This is a genomic window from Leptolyngbya sp. CALU 1928 (genome assembly GCF_056784215.1).
The window spans coordinates 365,450-384,199 of the sequence record NZ_JBXBCE010000001.1 but is presented as its reverse complement, the minus strand read 5'-3'; the positions used below and the strand labels follow the sequence as shown (position 1 = coordinate 384,199).

The following is an 18,750-nucleotide window of genomic DNA, read 5'->3' as shown; positions in this document are numbered from 1 at the left end:
GGGTTAGGATTTGCGTTGGGTTTGGGTAATCAGGTCGAGGAGAGCAGAAGACGGATCAACCGGAAAAGAGACTGGGCTGTGAATCTGGCGGGTAGCAAGGGGAAGGCTGGCGACGGATTGGGTGGTACGTTGGGCGATCGCGTTGAGCGATTCAGGCGACTGAGTTAGCTTGCCATTTTGCATCACGAGGTGAAGGAGAGGAGTGGAGGAGTGGAGGAGTGAAGGGGTGGAGGAGTTTTGTTCCCTGTTCCCTGTTTCCTGTTCCCTATTCCCTGGTTCCTGTTCCCTCTCCTCTGTCATCAACCCTAGGCGATCGCTGACTGCAATGCCATTGTCGTACTGCCGAAAAATCTGCTTACGACCGGGATAAGTGACCTTGCCTGTGGATTCTTTCATCACGGGAATGGTGTCAATTTCCACCAGTTTGTAAACGCCATTCACGGGTGATCCTGTCACGAGTTGGGTGCCCAGTCCGTAGCCATTGATGCAGGCTCCAGCGGCTTTTAGTTCGGCAATTTTGAATTCATCCAGGTCACCGCTAGCAAAAATAGGCACGTTGGGCAAAAGCTGGCTAATTCGTTGGGATTGCGAAACTAAATCTCCAGAATCCAGCCGAACTCCGGCTAACTGAATTTCGCCGGACTGGAGTTGGGCGGCAAGTTTTTCAGCAGCGGCGATCGCGTCATAGGTATCAATCAACAGCGGCGCACCGGGAAAATAGCGGTGAAAAGCGGTGAATGCTTGCGCTTCGGTGCCTTGAGTTGCCGCCAATGCCATCACTAAAGAATGCGCCATCGTGCCAGCGGGTTTGCGCCCTAGCTTGAGCGCCGCCAAGACATTCGAGGTGGCATCTAACCCCCCTGCCAACGTTGCCCGTGCTGCCCAAACAGACGCTTGAGGGCTAAAAGCGCGACGGGTGCCAAACTCTAGCAGCGTGGCTTCTGCACCTGCCACATCTCGTAATCGAGCGGCGCGGGTGGCAATTAAGGTTTGATAATTCAGCGTGTTCAGCAAGTAGGTTTCCACCAGTTGTGCTTGCCAGAGGGGAGCTTCCACCCGCAGCAGCGGCTCATTCGCAAAGACTGCCGTTCCTTCGGGCACCGCCCACACATCTCCGGTAAATTTTGTCTCTGCCAATAAAGTCCAAAATGCATCGGGCGCATGGTCAAAAATGCCCGTGGCTTGCAGCGCCGCAATTTGAGCCGGACTAAAGCGCAGTTTTTCCAGATAATCCAATGCCTGGGCTAGCCCCATGGCAATTAAATAGCCAAAGTTTTCAGGCAAGCGCCGGGTAAACAGTTCAAAGCTAGCATGTCGCTGTTCCAGCCCTTCACCAACATAGCAAGCCGTCATGGTGAGTTGATACAGGTCAGTGAGCAGGCTGTAATCTTCGGGAGCGATCGCCAATTCTTGATCATTCAATGCCGATGCCACAGCCTGTGGAGTAAGAGGCGTAGACCTATTCATGCTCTACCTGAAATCGTGCCTTCTAATTATAGTGATAAAAACCATAATTTGTCGAATCAGACTAGCTGAAACCGATCAGGTTTACCCGAGGTTTTCAATTAAAGACCAGCAGATATATAAGATTCAGAGATTTTGAATTCAAAGATTTATAGTGAATTCCATTAAAATAGAAGCTTTTTAGATCGGTATTGTCTTACCTGTTGTCAAACTGATTGATTGAGAAACATCTCACTTTTAGTTGTTTGTCGCCAGATGCCCAAGGAGCGATTAGAATCTTTAGAAACACACCACTGGGAGCTTTTCGGGCATCATGGCGGCATTGTTTTATTTGCACATTAGTAGAGTTCAGCGCCAATGACCCTGAATGATGGGGTGATGCAAATCAAAAATGTGGCAGATATGGTGGTGTATGTCTGGCTGGGGGCGATCGCGATCGCCTTTCTGTTTGGCAAAAAAATCCACCAGTGGGGCTTCAACCTGCCAACGTTGCCAGGGTTATGGAGTGCGCCTATGGGAGACTTCATCCACCAGCCCTACCGCTATCTCATCCAAAATGCCGAATCTTTTCTGTTTTTAGGCGGTTTACTCTTGCTGCGGGGCACTCGCGACTGGGTGATTGTCACCTTAGCAGCACTTCTGATTGATTGCTTTAACGGCTTATTCTTTCCCAAACGAGCAAAATATTTTGGGGCAAACAGCATTTTGTTTAGCTATCTAGGGTTTTTGCTGCTCCGGGGTTACGTCGAAGGCGGCATTATTGCGATTTTGATGACCATTTTGGTGGGCTTTGTTTGCAGCAAAATGCTTTGGGGTATGGTGCCTCTGGCAAATTCTCCCGGCTGGAAGGGGCATCTGCTCAGCTTTTTAGGCGGTGCGCTGATGGCATGGGGACTTGATGCGATCGCTCCTTTCTTCCCCATTAGCCAGTTTTGGTAAAAGTCTTCATGGTACAAAACACGAGGCGCTAACGAGCTAAGGGATTTTTGTTTTGTGCAGCGGCGATCGCCGTTTGCTCAATTCGTTTAAGCCGAGTTTCAGGACGCTTAGCGCTCTCAATCCAAAAAAGAATCGTCTTCTTAGAGGAATTATTGAACTGCTCAAAGTTTTGCTGGGAGATCGGGTTGATAGCTAAGGCGGCGACTAAATCGGCTGGCATGATCAGGGCTTCTATCGCATCTAGGCTTGTCCAAGAGTTATCCTGCTTTGCGGCTAAAATCTTTGCCAGCCCTGCATCCGTCATCAATCCTTGATCGATCAGTTCTGTAATATATTGCTTGTTTAACTTTGACCAAACGCTTTTGGGTTTTCGGGGCGTAAAAATTTGTTGATAGCGCTCTTCATCGATAGATTTCACCTTGCTGTCTATCCAGCCAAAACAGAGCGCTTCCTTAACCGCTTCAGCATAGAGAACACTGGGCTTGCTGCTTTTTACTTTGTAGTAGATCAGCCAAATACCAGAAGATAGCCGATGATTTTGCTCCAGCCATCCTCGCCAACTGGCGCGATCGCTCGCATAAATGCTCTCTAGCCGCTCCTCCATCCCCATCCTTTCTTTTCCCTCTTCCCTCTCCTATCCCCTACTCCTCAACCCCGACACCAATGTATCGCCTGCCTGATAGGTGATGCCTGCCTGTTTAAACCGACGTAATGCTTCCCCTAGGCGATCGCAATCCGCAATCAAACTAATTCGCACATAGCCTTCGCCACCCTTGCCAAATGCATTCCCCGGCGTGACCACTACGCCCGTTTGCTCCAGCACCGAAAAGGCAAAATCTGTAGAGCCAATGCCGGGTGGACACGCAATCCATAGGTACATCGTGGCTTTGGGTTTAGGCACCGTCCAGCCCAGTTCTCCCAAGCCTTCAATTAAGAAATCGCGGCGCGTGCGGTAACGGGCTTGGACTTCATGCAAATACACATCCGGCAGTTGCAGCGCCGTTTCTGCCGCCGTTTGCAGCACCCGAAAAATACCGTAGTCAAGGTTGGTTTTTAGTGTCCGCAAACCCTGAACCACATGGCGATTGCCCACCACAAAGCCAACCCGCCAGCCTGCCATGTTGTAGGTTTTGGAGAGCGTATGAAACTCTACGCCAATCTCCATTGCGCCCGGAATTTCGAGCAGGCTGGTGGGCTGATAGCCATCGAATGCCAGTTCGGCGTAGCACAAGTCATGCACCAGCAGAATTTCATAATGACGGGCAAAGGCGACGGCTTCTTCAAAAAACTCGCGGGGGGCGGTGGCGGCAGTGGGGTTGCTGGGGTAATTGAAGTAAAGGATTTTTGCCCGTTGTGCAACTTGCTCAGGAATAGTCGCAAAATCAATCACCCAGCCATTTTCGGGCTTAAGCATTACATCGTAAATTTCGGCACCGGCAATTAGGGGACCGCGAAAGTGAGCCGGGTAAGCCGGACTCGGCACCAACACCAAATCGCCAGGATTGACATAGGCAAGCGCCAAATGGGTTAAGCCTTCCTTGGAACCTAACAGCGGCAGAGCTTCTCCTTCAGGATCAAGCTTGACTCCATAGCGCCGCTGATACCAATCGGTAATGGTGCGGCGAAAACTGGCAGTCCCTTCAAACGGGGGATAGCCATGATTGGCAGGATCTTGAATAGCGGCGATCGCGGCATCCACGACAGGCTGAGGCGTAGCACCATCTGGGTTTCCCATTCCTAGATCAATCAGATCTAACCCTTGCTGACGGGCGTTTACCTTCAATTCATCTAGCCGCGCAAACACGTAAGGAGGCAGCGTTTTCAGCCGATCTGCTTGAGTCAGCCAATCCAAATTCATTGCGATACCTCGTTATCAATAGAAAACTGAGAGGGAGACACGGAAAAAAGAGCAGTATTACTCTGGCTGCCCACTTGAGATCCGCCCACCTGAGCGAAAATGCCGTCGTCATCTCCCCATTTGCCTGAGGCTCGACAGGTGGCTGTTGTAGAAACCATGGCAGCCATCAACTGAGCCGGTTCTACCTCAAACGGCAACCGATGAATATCAGAGGTTTCGGCACAGGCGACTTCTGCGGCGTGTTGTAAATCGGCGATCGAAACAGTTGCCATACCCAGATCCATCAGACTTTGGGGCAAGCCGATTTCTGCATAAAACTTCAGCAGTTGTTGCCGTGAAGTTGCCGCCAGTTGGCTGCTCTGTACCAGTTCTTCCAACCGTAGCTGCACCAAAATTCCATACGCCACCTTCTCGCCGTGAAGAGTGCCGTGGCTGGCTGTTAGGTGGGTTAAGCCATTGTGAACCGCATGGGCGGCAACAGTCCGGCATTGGGCACCCCCCAAGCCGCCAATCACCCCTGCCAGCAGCACCGAAGCATCGACCACATCCTGCCAGTCTTCGCTACCCGGATTTTGCAGAGCGGTAGAGGATTTTTGCAGCAAGATGTCGCGCAAGACTCTTGCTTGCTGCACGGCACCGATCAAGAGCGTGCGCTGAGAATGCCCACTGCTGACGGAGGCTTCATACCACTTGGCGATCGCGTCTCCAATGCCAGCCACTAGCGTTCGTGGAGGAGCCGTAGCAATCAGGTCATAATCTAGCACGAGTAGCTGGGGGCACTGAGACAGGGGCACATCATACAAAAATGCGCCCTCTTCGGAATAAACATTGGACAATGCCGTCCAAGCCGCACAAGTTGCGGCGGAAGTGGGCACTGTGACAACGGGCAACCCGCACTGATGTGCCACTAGCTTAGAGGTGTCCAGTGCCTTACCGCCGCCCACGCCAATAATTACATCTGCTCGATGAGCCTGGGCTGCCTGCCGTAAGGTTTCTAGGGTTGCCTCGCTACAATCGGGATGATAGCTGGCTTGAGTAGCATCCAAGCAATGCTCTGTGAAAGCAGGCTGGAGCAATGGGTAAACCATGGCTAATGTGCGATCGCCCCCTACCACTAAAGGACGCTGTCCTAATTGGGCGATCGCGCTCCCTACCGTTGCCAACACCCCCTGTCCACGAATGACTTGAGCAGGCGAAACGCACAAGGTCGGCAGAATGGCAGAATGATTAGGCATGGCAAGTCAAGTTTTTAAGGAAAAACGATAGAAAAATAGGTGCTTACGATGCAGTCGCTTGAGGCAACTGGGCAAGCTTCGCTGGATCGAGATAGATTTCCATTTGCTCATCGTAACGAGAAGCTAGCGATCGCTTCACTTCACCTAGATATAGCGGCACCGACACACCTGGTTCTGGATGCAGAATCGTCCGTATCCGAATCGTCATTTTATCAGTCCCCTGAGCTAGTCGCCCTGAAGAATATAAATCGGCGGCAGCCTGTCGCAAAGTGGCTTCTATCTGAGTTGGGGTTATGTCGGGCGATACGGCAATGACGACTGTAGTTCCACCATTATCAAACACGCGAGAAAACTGCACCGCATGGGGAATAGAGGGGCGGATATAAAAGCCTAAACTCAGGGCATATAAACCGCCCGTTAATACTGCCATGAAACTGGTAATGCCGATCAAACGAAAGCGGATGCCCCATTTAAGCAGCAAGCCGAGAACCGTCAAGACAGCACAAAAAATGGTGAAGTATCCAACCCACTGGGCGATCGCGGTAATTTGAGCGGTTAGTGCCATAGTGCCATCACAAGAATCTAAAAATCTGATATTGAGTCATCCAGATGTAGCGAAACATCTAGACGCAAAGCCGTCGATGTCAAGCTTTAGGCAAACCTTAGTCAAACAACCAAGCTTTCACCCGCTCCAAGTTTTTCCAGTCGGGCTTGCGAACTAGCCCATCCTGAATGTTCTGTTCTACTTCTTCTCGCAGTTCAGCCGAAACCATGAGAATTTGCTGAGTCAGTTCGATGTGTTCCCGCACTCCCTTCTTGCCCGCTTCTAACATGGCTAAGGTTAGATTCACCCGCGCTTGAGGATCTTGAGGATTGAGTTTGACTGCTTTTTGAGCCGCATCGTAGGCTTTGCTAGGTTTTTCGGTCAATAGATAGAGCCACGATAAACAAGTCCAAGCGGAACTCGTTTTAGGAGCGCGATCGCAGACCTCTTTGAATACTGGAATCAGACCTTCAGGAGCTTCTCCCGCTTTATACCGCTCCAGTCCTTCATCAAAGAGAGTTTCAACAGTCTGAGTCATAGGTGAAAAATGCAAAAATCATCAAAAATGGGCGATCAGTCAATCCCTAAAAATGGGCGATCGATCAATCCCTTAACTTTAAGCTGAAAACGACTTGCCACAGCCGCAAGTTTGGTTAGCGTTAGGATTCGTGAACTGGAAACCGCCCCCAATCAAAGCATCGCTGTAATCAAGCTGCATCCCATATAAATACAGCAAGCTTTTTGGATCGCAGACCACCTTAAAGCCCTCGTAATCATACACTTCATCCGTTGCTTGGATATTTGCCGGATCTTCAAAATCCATCATGTAAGACATCCCAGAGCAGCCGCCGCCTCTCACGCCAACCCGCAGGCACAGGTCAACTCCTTGCTTCTCACGAAGCGCCAAAACATGGCTCAGGGCTGAGTCACTCATTAAAATTCCGCGTTGCTGAGATTGTGTCGCTTGGGTCATTGGCTTTCAAACTCCTTTGCAATTACGAACAGTAAATCACAAGTATTTTTTTCGGTTCATCTTCCATACTACCAAGGATAGATCAGGTCGGGATAGCCGATGCTTTCTAGTCAGCAATTGCTGAAGGTTGGCAAAATCCGTCGTAGTGGCAAAAACTCTACACAGTAAGATGAATATCTACCCGATGATCAAGCATAATTTTAATCATTGCTTTTGAATATGGGTAGTGCCGCCTTTATCGCTTTGTGAATGTCTATGAATGCACTCAATCGTTCTACCCGTCGTCGCCTACAGCAGCTTAAACAAACCCCTGGTAGCGTATGGGAAGGCGATCGCCGCCAGTTGGTTGGCTCACAAAGCTCAGATTGGCTGGAAACTGGTAGTCATCCCACCGATGGCGACTGCATCCTCTGGGTTGATGGCTCCCAAGGAATGGTCAGAGCAATGGATATTGTTACGCCGGATACGGGTTCCGAAGCAGTTGTGCGAACCCTGATTCGGGCGATGGAGCATCCTCACAATCCGGGAATGCCTGCCCGACCTAAAAAAATCGTGGTTCGCGATCGCGAACTACAGTTTTTTTTGCGGGGTGTGCTACAGGATCTCGACATTACGCTCGATTACGTGCCTGAACTGCCGTTAATTGACGAAATTTTTCGGGGATTTCAAGAAACCGTCGGCACTCGTCAGCCCCAACTGCCGCCCCACTACGAAGAGGTTCTACTCGCCAAAGTCGATGAAGTTTGGCATGATGCCCCATGGGAAGTGCTTGCCGATCATCAAATTCTGGCGATTGAACTCAATTATGGAGATGTAGGAACGCTCTATGTTTCCGTCATGGGCATGTTAGGGATGGAGTTTGGTGCTTTGTTTTATCGCTCGCTCGATTCACTCAGGCAGTTTCGGCAGCGGGCGATTGATCAAAGCTCGATCGAGGAAATGCAAGCTGCCTTCCTAGGTCAAGATTGCTTATTCATTACCTATGAAACTGACGAGGATGATTTGGAAGACATCCCGCTCGATTTTCGGCAGCGATCATCCGATGAGGTTGAGCCAGTATTTGGCAACTTGCATCCTTTAGAAGGGTTGCGATCGTTCTTATATAACGAAGAAGCTGCAACCCTATTGTTAGGCTTAGAAGCGCTGCATCGATTTCTGGGGAAGCATCGTCAAAAATTCAAGAATGATGCCTTTCCGCCCATTAGTAGCAGCTATAAAATTTCGATTCCCGATGAAACCGACGATACAAAAACAACCCAAATTTCGGTCAAAGTCACAACCCTGCCCGATTTGGCAAACGAACTCCTAGCGATGGAGGAAGGAGACGAGGATTCTGAACTCTCTTTTCCGATCGTGCAAGATGATCTCATTCCTGAAAGTTCTTTCCTCAGCTTGGGGATGATGCCGTGGGAAGTGCTAGAAATGCTGCGGATGGGTGGGGCATACTATCAACCGAACGAAGCGTTGACGCAGGGGGGAGAAGGGTTGCCCGTCGTGATGATTCAAACATCGCGCCCCAAAGCAAAAACGCTGATTGAAGCGATACAAGCGGCGGGTGGTTTGCAGGGCATTTGTTTTAATCCAGGCGAAAATCCTTTAATCGGCGATCGCTACGATATTGGTCTGCTGCAAACTGGCAACGGTGATTTGCATCTATTTGGTGAGTTTGGTGAAACCGATCCAACCCACGCCGCCGCTCGCAAAAAATGGGATCAGCGCTGCAAGAAAACAAAAGGAGTGTGTGGGCTGATTATTGCCAAAGGGTTAACGGGCGCTGCACGGGGTAACCCGCAGTTCAAGGACATGATGGCGCTCTTTGAAGCTAGTGCTATTTCAACAAACGACTTGGGCTTAGGCACGCTGCAACTCACCATTGCAATGGATGAGTTTTGAGGGGAAAAGTTGGGAGTTTGGAGTTCGGAGTTCGGAGTTTGGAGTTCGTAGATATGAACACTCCTCATCCGTACATCGCACTCCGTACTTTTTTTTCCGCACTCCGTACCTCGTACCTCTTAAAATCTTGCTTCATATTCAAGCTGAGCGCGGGTATCGCCCGAAAAATCGGTGGAGCTACGGAACAAGAGGCGATCGTTAATCCGGTAGCGCAACCCAAGTTGGGGTAATTGATCATTCGTTAATACTTTCAGCACACTCACTGAAATGGTGGGGGTAATATCCAGCGATGCTTCTGCGCCTAGCCCCAAGGTGCTGGTTTTGCCTGACCCGCGTCCTACATCGGTGGTGCTAGTGGGAAACAGACGAAATTCGCTGAGTCCGAGGGCATTGCCGATCGCCGTTTGAACATTCGTGAATAGAGGCGTAGACCCTGCCAGGTTGGCAATTCCGAGCAGCGTATCGCCGCGCCCAAACGTATCGACAAAACCGCCGCCAATCAACGACACAATCTCTTCCTCACTGCGAGGTGGGCTACTGGTCAGTTCTAGAATGTCTGCTAATTGGCTAGAGGGTCCATTCACTTCTGCCCGAACCCGAATGGTTTGCAATGACCCAAAGCTGGATACCGGAGTGGGCACATCTAAAATCTCGGAGGGTGCCAATACCAATGGCTGCCGACGATTGTTGACTTGAGCCACCAGCGCCACTAAGCGAATATTCAGTTCGGGGTCAAGTTGGCGAGCGGGGGTAAAGGTTGCGGTTTGGGCAAAGCCACGCTCTAAGGAGAATTGGGTGGTGAACAAGTAGAGTTGTCCCGCCGTGAGACGGATTACGCCTTCGGGACGAATTTCGTTGAAATTGCCGTTTACCGTCAGGTCTCCTCTGGCGATGAAGTTGAGCAGGGGTGGCTGAACAATGGCAACGCGATCGCCCAAAGTCAACTGCAAGTCCGCAAATTCTACACCCGGTGCATTGCCAGCATCGCCTCCGGTTTGAGCGGCGACTGCTGCCGGATCGGAGAGGGCTACTTGACCATTACTGAGCAAAATAGTACCGCCGAGCGTGGGGTTCAATGCGGTTCTACCTACAATCACTTCCCCATCGACTCCCCCTTGATAAATGCCTTTAAGGTTGAGGTCAATTTTCTTCATTGATACCGTTAAAGGCGTGTTCCAATCCGGATCTAGAGGCGTGAGTCGTCTTGACAGGGGAATCACGCCTTGGGCGGTGACGCTGCCTTCACTAAAGGTGCCCACGATTTTTTCGACCCGAATGCGATCGCTGTCAAACCGGGCAACTCCAGTCACATTAGTCAGCGGATCGGGCAGGGCGCGTGCTTGCAGGGTGGCATTGTTGACTGTAACCACACCCGTTGCGATCGGGTTATCGAGGGTGCCGCGTACTTTCACTTTGACTTCGCCCTTGCCGCTGATCCAACTCACTTGATTGGTCAGCACATTCAGTAGCGCCAATCCTTCATCTTTCACGTTCAGATCAAGGCTGATTTGATCGCTCGCTGGGGCAACCGTGGCAAAGGGCAACTGAAAGGGTAAGCTGCCGGTTACGCCCAAAGGTTCTGTTTTAACGATCGCCACCGTGGTGGTAAAGTCGAGCCGCGCATCATTATAAGTAAAATTGCCCCGTGCTTCTTGAACGGGAGTTCCATTCAGCACGCCATTGGCAAGGCTAAAGGAACCCAAGGCTTGAGGATTGGTGAATTTGCCAGAGATAGTTGCAGAGCCGTTCAGCAATCCTTCTGAGGCAATCGGCAGGTCAACAAAGCCCGTCAGAATATCCAGGGGCAGATTTTCGACTCGTAGCTGACCCGATTGTTCATCGCCCAATACTCGCCCAGAAAACGCGATCGTGGCATTTCCTGATTGCAATCGCAGGGGCAGCAGGGTCAGGGCACCATTGTTAAAGCTGCCGATCGCCACAATCTTATCCGCGTTAAATCGTCCCCATTTGAACTGATCCCCTTGAATATTAAACTTGGCGTTAACTCCAGTATTGAGCGAAGCTGCTACGTCGATCGTGCCCGTAAACATTCCTTTTAAATCGCGCAGTTCTGGTAAAGGAGCCGCAGCGGCGATCGCTTGATTCTGGGCTTCTAGGGTTTGAAGTTCTGCCAACCGCCGTAATTGGGTTTGAATCGGAACCAAAGTCGTATCAAAGGGAACGGTTTTCAAATCCGCCGCAGTGCCAGAAATTGGGGTGCGGCTGTCCCGCTGAAAGTCTTGCAACTCAAAAAGCTGAAGGGCTGTTAAGACATCTTGAATATTGCCTTGGTTAATCGCGATCTTGGCAGTGGCTTGAGGATCGGCGGCAAAGGGTTTGACCGTCGCGCCAATTGCAAGCAGGGTGTTGCCTCGACGCAGTTGCCCCTCGGTGAGCGTGGCGATGCTGTTGGCGTAGTTAATCCGCCCGGTGAATTGATCGGCTCGGTAGTCGCCTAAACCGGGTCGGGCGATCGCCACGGTGCCATTGGCGGTTTGGCGGTCTAAGTTGATCGCAATGTCGCCATCCAAAATACCGCTAGGAGAAAACTCTGACTGCACACCGGGGATTTGAATTAGGGCAAGGGGCACGTTTCGCAATTCGGTTAACAATAGACCGCTTTGGGTGCGACCACGGGCGATCGCCTGATCTCGCTGAATGTAAAAGCCAGTAGGACGAAAGCGAGGATCGAGGGCAAGGGCAATTCGATCGCGATCGCCCCGCAAATCCAGCGCTACTCCTTGCGATACCCGCACGGGACCTCGCAAATAGGGTTCAAAGGCAACACCATTCAGCACAAACTGTTTTAGTGCCGCCGTGCCATTCACCATCGGAGCCGTAGGGGTTCCAGTGATGCGCCCGGTAAAGTCGGCGCGCCCCGCATATTGAACTGCTGCGGGAACGGGCACTGCGGCATCTTTCAGATTAAAATCGCTGAGGCTGACATTCAGATCAAACCCGGTAATGGCGGGATTGTCCGTGCGTACTGCAATCACCCCATTGGCGCTAAAGCCTGTTGCCGTTGCCTGTTGCAACATAATTTGTCTGCCGTCCCACTGCACTTGAGCCGTCAATGGTGCTTGAATGACCGATAGCCCTTGAGACAGCAGGGCAGTTCCTTGAACGCGAATACCGGAGGGCTGAAACGATGCCAGAGTGCCAGAAGCATTAAATTTACCGCTGAGCAAACCGCGCAGTTCAGGCGAAAACTGAGCTAACCCGATGCCTGCGAGAGCGGCGGAGCCACGCCAAAGACCATTCGCAACGATCGCTTGGGGCGCAACGGTGCCGCCTGCCACTTTGAATGAGCTATTTTGTAACGTGATCACACCATTGGCAACAACGACTTCTCCAAAGCCGGGATAGGTGCCATTGGGCGCTTGGAACTGCGCCACCGTTTTGATCTGACTGGCGAGTCCTGAGACTTGCACTTGGGCATTCACTCGACCCACGGTAATGGGCACGGGGCGATCGCTATAAGCTTGGGCGATCGCGTCTCCAGAGACATTCAACGCCCTCCCACTAATCGCCACAGTGGGATTAGACTTGCCAGCGCTATCTTTTGTCGCCAAGTTCACCCGCCCAGAACCGATGATTTGTCCGCCACCAATAGGCGTTGCCCGGACATCTTGAATCACCAGTTCTTCGGTAGCCGTATTCAGCTTGAAGGCGGCAGAGTATTGGCTTAAGGGAATGCGATCAACCTTGCCAGGAGCCGTACTGCGCGCAATTCCGGTTAAAACGGGTTTTTCAGGTGCGCCCCTGAGCTTCAAATTGGTTTCGACTTTCCCTAGGACAGGCACAGGAGCCGCAAGATTTAGGGTTTGCAGCAGATCGGGCAGGCTCGTAGATGGCACTTTGATCGCCAAGTCAAAGCCTTTCTTCAAATCTAAGGTGCCATTGGCAAATCCCGTCGCTTTGCCATAAGTGCCTTTCACCCCATCTAATCGAATTTGGGTATCGCGGAACTGTAATCGCCCACTGGCATTGGTCACCGGGCGTGGCACAGCCGGAACGCCCAAGGACGCGGCTTCAAACTCAGCAACTCCATTAATTGGCGTATCTTTTGTGTCCGGGCGAAGTTCAACAGTCAGGTTGCCGCCGCCGCGCCCGGTATATAGGTTGAACGGTAGCCCAATCAAGCGATCGACTTCTGCCAGTTCAAAATTTTTGGCGCGGACGTTGAGCTTAGTTTTTTGGGAGGGCAACACGGTTTCACCCGCGATCGCCACGGTGCCTCCTGTTTGCGATCGCCCATCTAACTCATACACAAACCGCTTGTTCTGATCAAAAATACTGGCGTTGCCGTTAACATCCGTCAGAAAAACGGGAACGCGCTTGTTTCTAAAGGGCTTAAGCGGCAGTAGTTCAATATCGCCATCCTGCAATCGGATGGTGCCCAAGGCAATCATGCCCTCTTCTTGCTCACTTGCCAGTTGAGTGCCAATCCAGCCTTGCTTTTCCTGCTCCAAGAAAACCTTAGGCTGCTCCAACGTCACATCTAGTTCAAGTTTGCGGCTCCATAGTGATTGCCATAGATTGAACTTAACGCCCACAGCTTTTATTTCAGCACTATCGCGATCGGTTGCTGTGGGTGGAACGCTAGACTTGCCAAACCGGATGCCGTTGAAAGTAAGCCCTTCCAACTCGCCCACCTTCACCGGACGATTCAACGCTTCGCTCAAATTTTTAGCAACCAGTGGCGAGAGTTCCTCGTGCAGAAACCTCCAGCCCCACCAAGTGGCACCCCCCAACCCTGCTGCCAGCCCAATTCCAAGGGGCAAAGCAATCCGACGAAAACGGCGAAATCGAGACGGAGGCAGCGGCGGTGGCGGTGTGGGGGTATTTTCTGAATTTGGCGAATGAGTCATTTCCTGGGGCTTAGAAGACGGGTTTGCTAAAAATATACCGTCTACACTACTGGTTCTTGCGCCACAGTCAAGTTTAATTTAGACAGTCTACCAATCGGCTCTCTTCTCGCTTTTTTCTTCTTTCTTCTTTTTTCTCTTTTCTTTCTTAATTTTTCCCTAGCCGTTTCAAGTAATCCCAACCCCGCTGGGGCCACACATGCGATCGCCCAGTTTTTTCAGCAATCCACCGAGCGACCTTTGGTCCCGACCAATTCCCGCCATCGGGGGCAGGTTCCCGCAGAAGTTGCTGGAGTTCTTGCTGTTGCTCATCGGTCAACAGCGATCGCGCGGAAGAGTGCTGTCGTTGCTGGCGGTTTTTGATAGCATCCGGTCCAGCGTGGTTATATCGCCGGATGATGTCTTTGGCATAGTCATAATTCAAATCTACGGCTTGAGCCGCCCGTTTGATCGTCCAATCTTGGGCAACCAAATGAAGCAGTTGCCATCGACGCGCTTCCGAAATATCCTCTGCTTGGCGATAGCGGGTTTTTAGCTCATCAACCGTTAGGTGAGTGTGGAGTTCTGCTTTGGGTGGCATTCCTCATCATCAGGGGTCAGGGGTCAGGGGGTAGAAGAAAGAATTCTTTTTAAAGAAGATATTCTGGGCGGGCGATTGAGTAGTAGGCGTAGTGGTAGGTGGGGGCATCACTGCGATAGGCGCGATCGAGGTCGGGAAGTTGGAGCCGGCGATCGCTGTAGGACGAGTCATCGTAGCTGTAAGACCAAGAAGAGCCATCATCATAATCGGCATCATAATTGGCGGCTTGACTGGGTTGGCTGAAAACAGCGGTGACTCCTAGGGCGATCGCGGTTGCTGAGAAAATGGGGGAAATCGACTCAGGCTTCATGGCAGTATCTAGATCAGTGCAAAGTATGTTTCATTTATCTGGTTTTCTTGAAATAGTCCGGATGAAACGAGATCTGCTGTGAAAACATTTCGGCTTTTTTCTAGATAAAATGACGCAACATAAACCCGATATTGGCTTCATTCCCACCCCAATCGTCGTGCTAGAGGGGATGCTTGACCTGCTCCAAGCGACTCCCCAAGATGTGATTTACGATTTGGGCTGTGGGGATGGGCGCATCTTAATCGCGGCGGCTCAGCGGTTTGGGGCGACAGGAGTTGGCATTGATGTAGACCCTGATCGCATTCAGGAGGCAACGACTCAGGCGATCGCGGCGGGCGTGGGCGATCGCGTCAGCTTTCGTCACCAAAATTTATATGAAAGTGACTTTAGCTCTGCAACCATTGTGATTCTCTATCTTTTGACTCATCTCAACTTAAAACTTAAACCCCACTTGTTCCGACAGCTTAAACCAGGGACGCGGATTGTATCGCACGATTTTGATATGGGCGACTGGACTCCAGAAAAAGTGATTCAAATTCCTATAGAAGCTGATGAAATTGCCACCCTTTACTACTGGATAATGCCCTTTAACCCATCCGTAAGGGATCAGTTTTGAATCTTTCGAGGGGGGGATGCGTAAATAGGAGGGTGTTGTGAGTAAAATAAGGACAGATTACTTAAAGTTTCGTAACTTATCCTCAGAGTCGGACATTCATGACTCCAGCCACTTCTCTTTTTTCTCCCGTTGAAGATGACCTTGATCTACTCACGGAAAATCTCAAAAACCTAATTGGTGCCCGTCACCCGATCTTGTATGCCGCCGCAGAACATCTCTTTGGCGCAAAGGGGAAGCGCGTTAGACCTGCGATCGTGCTGTTAGTGTCGAAGGCAACTATGCCAAAACATGAGCTAACTCCTCGCCATCGGCGGCTAGCTGAAATCACCGAAATGATTCATACCGCTAGTTTGGTTCATGATGATGTGGTGGATGAATCCGATCTTCGTCGTGGAGTATCCACGGTTCACAGCAGTTTTGGCAACCGGATTGCCGTCCTAGCTGGAGATTTCTTATTTGCTCAATCTTCTTGGTATTTAGCAAATCTAGATAATTTGGAAGTGGTCAAACTGCTTTCTCAAGTGATCATGGATTTAGCAGAAGGTGAGATCCAGCAGGGCTTAAATCGCTTTTCTACCAACTTATCGATCGATGCTTACTTGGAGAAAAGCTATTACAAAACAGCAAGCTTGCTTGCCAACAGTTCTAAGGCGGCGGCAGTTCTCAGCGATGCTTCCCCAGACTTGACTGAATCCCTCTATGGCTATGGTCGTCATATTGGTCTGGCTTTTCAAATCGTGGATGATATTTTCGATTTCACAGGGTCTATGGAAGAGCTAGGAAAACCGATTGGCTCCGATCTGAAAGATGGTATTTTGACGGCACCAGTGCTATATGCCTTGGAAGAAAAGCCATCTTTAGAGGTGTTGATTGAACGAGAGTTTGCTCAACCCGGAGATTTGGAGCAGGCGATCGCGTTTGTGAAAGATAGCCAAGGAATTGAGCGATCGCGCGTCCTTGCCAAACAACATTCTAAAAGCGCGATCGAGTGCCTGAAGGAATTACCCCCTTCCGCCTCTCGTCAAGTCTTAGTAAAGCTCGCAGACTATGTTTTAAGTCGCCTCTATTAATTCGGGGTTCAAAGTCTAATAGCCATTGCTTCTGGCGGCACTCAACCCTCAACAGGTTGCTCTATGCAGTCAAAGCTGTAGCGAAGTTCCTTAGCCGAACAGCGCCAAGCTAAATGCAAAGTCGAGCCTTACGCATAATAGTAAGCTGATATGCGTCTAAGTCTCATGAACAAGGGGCTTAAGCCCCTTGTTCAAAGCGCTTCCCAACTTTTGAAGGCTGTAGCTTAAGTGACAATTAGCCTAAGCAGGTTAGCCCATTGCTTTAATAAGCAAGACTTATTTCATTGAAAAAACAAATACGATTTTCTTATAGTTGGATTCTTCCTTAACAGTTCTTTTATTTACATTACTAAAATTTTTCTCGGCGAAAACCCGTGTAGGAAAATAGAGCTAAGATGAGCGATCGCCTTTTTTATCAGCACTTTTCCTGCAAATTAGAAATTTCTAATATTTCTCAATTGAAGAACTAAAAGATACCTCTGCTGCATTTAAAAAAGCAGTTGGGTAGTTTTGACTGCTTCCATACCATGCCATCTTTTCAATAAGTTGTGTTAAAGTTTTGAACATCGTAATTCAGTTCATCTTGACTAGATTCTCTTAACCCCATTCAACCTATCCGTTGTTAAGGCTGTTACCAATAATACAGTTCTGCCGTAAGGCTGATATGGGCTAAGAACCTTGACTTTTCGATCCTAGCTTTAGTCCCTTAACTCGACTCATTCCTCACTCCTCTATTTTGTAGAGTTGTTTAACGTTCTAGAGGATCTTGATTCATCTGCTATCAATCGATATTCCTTAGTATCTAATACCATGGCAGGACGATAGTTTTAGATCGGTTTATTTACACGGAATGCGTACATTTTATTCCCCTTAATAAATCACTTCTTTCGTGTATTGTTAAGGCTTTTCAGTTTGTTTCTCCAGGGAGATGAATAGGTTAAATATGAGCCTTGCAGTTGATAAATACGTCTCTGGTTAGATCTTCTGAATGATAAACGAACCATAATTAGGTTTTACCTAACCCAAGAAACATTGGTAGGTGTGAGAGGAATCACTACTTTTTGTAGAAAATGCAGTTACTTTCAATCCATTCAGTGTTGCTCTAATCAATAGAACTATGTTTTTCCAAAACCAAAAGTGCATTGCTCTAATCTCAGTTCATGGAGATCCCTCTGCTGAGATTGGTAAGGAAGAAGCGGGCGGTCAAAATGTATATGTCCGTCAGGTGGGTGAGGCTTTATCGCGGCAAGGCTGGCAGGTTGATATGTTTACACGGCGGGCTGATCCTAACCAAGATCCCATTGTTCAACATAACGATCGCTGCCGCACCATTCGCATTACAGCAGGTCCGCAAACCTTTATTCCTCGCGATGAATTATTTGAGTATTTGCCAACATTTGTGCAGGGATTTTTGAAGTTTCAGCGTCAGTGTGGGATGCAATATCGTGTTTTACACACTAATTACTGGCTATCTTCTTGGGTGGGAATGCAACTGAAAAAGGTTCTAGAGATCCCTCAAGTTCATACTTACCATTCGCTAGGCGCGGTCAAATATCAGTCGATTCCAACGGTTCCTATTGTTGCAACAACGCGACTAGACGTAGAAAAAACGCTTTTGGAAACTGCCGAGAGAGTTGTGGCAACTAGTCCGCAGGAAAAGGAACACATGCGATCGCTCGTGTCTGGCAAAGGCAAGATTGACATTATTCCCTGTGGCACTGATATCAGCCATTTTGGTTCTGTTTCCCGCCAAGATGCACGACAAACTTTAGGCATTGCCCCCGATGAAAAAGTGGTACTTTACGTGGGGCGATTTGATCCTCGTAAAGGGATTGAGACGCTTGTTCGGGCAATGGGTCGCTCTAGCCTGCGCGATAGTGGCAAACTGCGGTTGATTATTGGCGGTGGCAGCCGTCCGGGTCAAAGCGATGGCTATGAGCGAGAACGGATTGAAGGCATTGTGGCTGAGTTAGGACTGACTGAAATCACTGAATTTCCCGGTCGCCTCAATCCCTCAATTTTGCCAATCTATTATGGCGCAGCAGATGTGAGCGTGGTTCCCAGTCACTATGAGCCGTTTGGCTTAGTGGCGATCGAGGCGATGGCGTGTCGGATTCCGGTTGTGGCGAGCGATGTGGGTGGGTTGCAGTTTACGGTGCGATCGCAAGAAACTGGGCTATTGGCAGCGCCTAAAGATGACGCGGCATTTGCAACCGCTATTGATCGCATCCTCGCTAATCCTGAATGGCAAGCTCAATTAGGACAACAAGCGCGGCTGCATGTAGAAGAGAAATTTAGCTGGGATGGAGTGGCTAATCAACTGAGTCAGCTTTATTTACATCTAGCCAAGCAATCGGCTAAAAAAGCGGAACTGTCTGCTGTTAGCGCTTAAGAGTCAAA

15 protein-coding genes are annotated in these 18,750 nt (G+C 49.9%); 5 read left to right on the top strand and 10 right to left on the bottom strand.

Annotated features, from left to right (window positions below; translation table 11 throughout):
• Positions 1 to 3: 3 nt before the first annotated feature.
• Positions 4 to 1,467 (bottom strand): nicotinate phosphoribosyltransferase, encoded by a 1,464-nt coding sequence (locus tag AC1S5B_RS01770; protein WP_482034005.1) that lies wholly within the window; start codon positions 1,465 to 1,467, stop codon positions 4 to 6.
• A gap of 354 nt (positions 1,468 to 1,821) precedes the next feature.
• Here AC1S5B_RS01770 and AC1S5B_RS01765 point away from each other — a divergent pair, with 354 nt between their 5' ends.
• Positions 1,822 to 2,403, top strand: coding sequence for a hypothetical protein (locus AC1S5B_RS01765; protein WP_482034004.1), 582 nt, complete (start codon positions 1,822 to 1,824; stop codon positions 2,401 to 2,403).
• 28 nt (positions 2,404 to 2,431) lie between these two features.
• Here AC1S5B_RS01765 and AC1S5B_RS01760 read toward each other — a convergent pair whose 3' ends face one another.
• The 6 genes from AC1S5B_RS01760 to AC1S5B_RS01735 form a co-directional block, all read right to left on the bottom strand.
• Positions 2,432 to 3,013, bottom strand: coding sequence for a YdeI/OmpD-associated family protein (locus AC1S5B_RS01760; RefSeq protein ID WP_482034003.1), 582 nt, complete (start codon positions 3,011 to 3,013; stop codon positions 2,432 to 2,434).
• A 24-nt stretch (positions 3,014 to 3,037) separates the two neighbouring features.
• Positions 3,038 to 4,261: an aspartate aminotransferase gene (locus AC1S5B_RS01755; RefSeq protein ID WP_482034002.1), complete on the bottom strand. Its 1,224-nt coding sequence runs from the start codon at positions 4,259 to 4,261 to the stop codon at positions 3,038 to 3,040.
• Positions 4,258 to 5,496, bottom strand: a complete 1,239-nt coding sequence (locus tag AC1S5B_RS01750; RefSeq protein WP_482034001.1) for an iron-containing alcohol dehydrogenase family protein — start codon at positions 5,494 to 5,496, stop codon at positions 4,258 to 4,260. The genes AC1S5B_RS01755 and AC1S5B_RS01750 overlap by 4 nt, the downstream gene beginning before the upstream one ends.
• Positions 5,497 to 5,539: 43 nt before the next feature.
• On the bottom strand, positions 5,540 to 6,061 hold the full coding sequence (locus AC1S5B_RS01745; protein WP_482034000.1) for a DUF2518 family protein: 522 nt from the start codon (positions 6,059 to 6,061) through the stop codon (positions 5,540 to 5,542).
• A gap of 97 nt (positions 6,062 to 6,158) precedes the next feature.
• Positions 6,159 to 6,578: a tetratricopeptide repeat protein gene (locus AC1S5B_RS01740; protein ID WP_482033999.1), complete on the bottom strand. Its 420-nt coding sequence runs from the start codon at positions 6,576 to 6,578 to the stop codon at positions 6,159 to 6,161.
• Positions 6,579 to 6,656: 78 nt separating this feature from the next.
• Positions 6,657 to 7,013 (bottom strand): HesB/IscA family protein, encoded by a 357-nt coding sequence (locus tag AC1S5B_RS01735; RefSeq protein ID WP_458647489.1) that lies wholly within the window; start codon positions 7,011 to 7,013, stop codon positions 6,657 to 6,659.
• A gap of 249 nt (positions 7,014 to 7,262) precedes the next feature.
• On the opposite strand from AC1S5B_RS01735, the gene AC1S5B_RS01730 reads away from it, so the two are divergent.
• Positions 7,263 to 8,906, top strand: coding sequence for a DUF6930 domain-containing protein (locus AC1S5B_RS01730; protein ID WP_482033998.1), 1,644 nt, complete (start codon positions 7,263 to 7,265; stop codon positions 8,904 to 8,906).
• A gap of 119 nt (positions 8,907 to 9,025) precedes the next feature.
• On the opposite strand, the gene AC1S5B_RS01725 is transcribed toward AC1S5B_RS01730, so the two are convergent.
• From AC1S5B_RS01725 to AC1S5B_RS01715, 3 genes are all read right to left on the bottom strand, one after another.
• A complete protein-coding gene (locus tag AC1S5B_RS01725; protein WP_482033997.1) occupies positions 9,026 to 13,777 on the bottom strand; it encodes a translocation/assembly module TamB domain-containing protein in 4,752 nt (1,583 codons plus the stop codon).
• A 145-nt stretch (positions 13,778 to 13,922) separates the two neighbouring features.
• On the bottom strand, positions 13,923 to 14,354 hold the full coding sequence (locus tag AC1S5B_RS01720; protein ID WP_482033996.1) for a helix-turn-helix domain-containing protein: 432 nt from the start codon (positions 14,352 to 14,354) through the stop codon (positions 13,923 to 13,925).
• Between the two features lie 49 nt (positions 14,355 to 14,403).
• A complete protein-coding gene (locus tag AC1S5B_RS01715; protein ID WP_482033995.1) occupies positions 14,404 to 14,664 on the bottom strand; it encodes a hypothetical protein in 261 nt (86 codons plus the stop codon).
• A 109-nt stretch (positions 14,665 to 14,773) separates the two neighbouring features.
• Here AC1S5B_RS01715 and AC1S5B_RS01710 point away from each other — a divergent pair, with 109 nt between their 5' ends.
• The 3 genes from AC1S5B_RS01710 (at position 14,774) to AC1S5B_RS01700 (ending at position 18,742) form a co-directional block, all read left to right on the top strand.
• Positions 14,774 to 15,280 carry an SAM-dependent methyltransferase gene (locus AC1S5B_RS01710; protein WP_482033994.1) on the top strand — a complete coding sequence of 169 codons (507 nt, stop codon included), beginning with the start codon at positions 14,774 to 14,776 and terminating at the stop codon, positions 15,278 to 15,280.
• 98 nt (positions 15,281 to 15,378) lie between these two features.
• A complete protein-coding gene (gene sds / locus AC1S5B_RS01705; RefSeq protein ID WP_482033993.1) occupies positions 15,379 to 16,350 on the top strand; it encodes a solanesyl diphosphate synthase in 972 nt (323 codons plus the stop codon).
• A gap of 1,117 nt (positions 16,351 to 17,467) precedes the next feature.
• Positions 17,468 to 18,742, top strand: coding sequence for a glycosyltransferase family 4 protein (locus AC1S5B_RS01700; protein WP_482033992.1), 1,275 nt, complete (start codon positions 17,468 to 17,470; stop codon positions 18,740 to 18,742).
• The last annotated feature ends 8 nt before the right edge of the window (positions 18,743 to 18,750 follow it).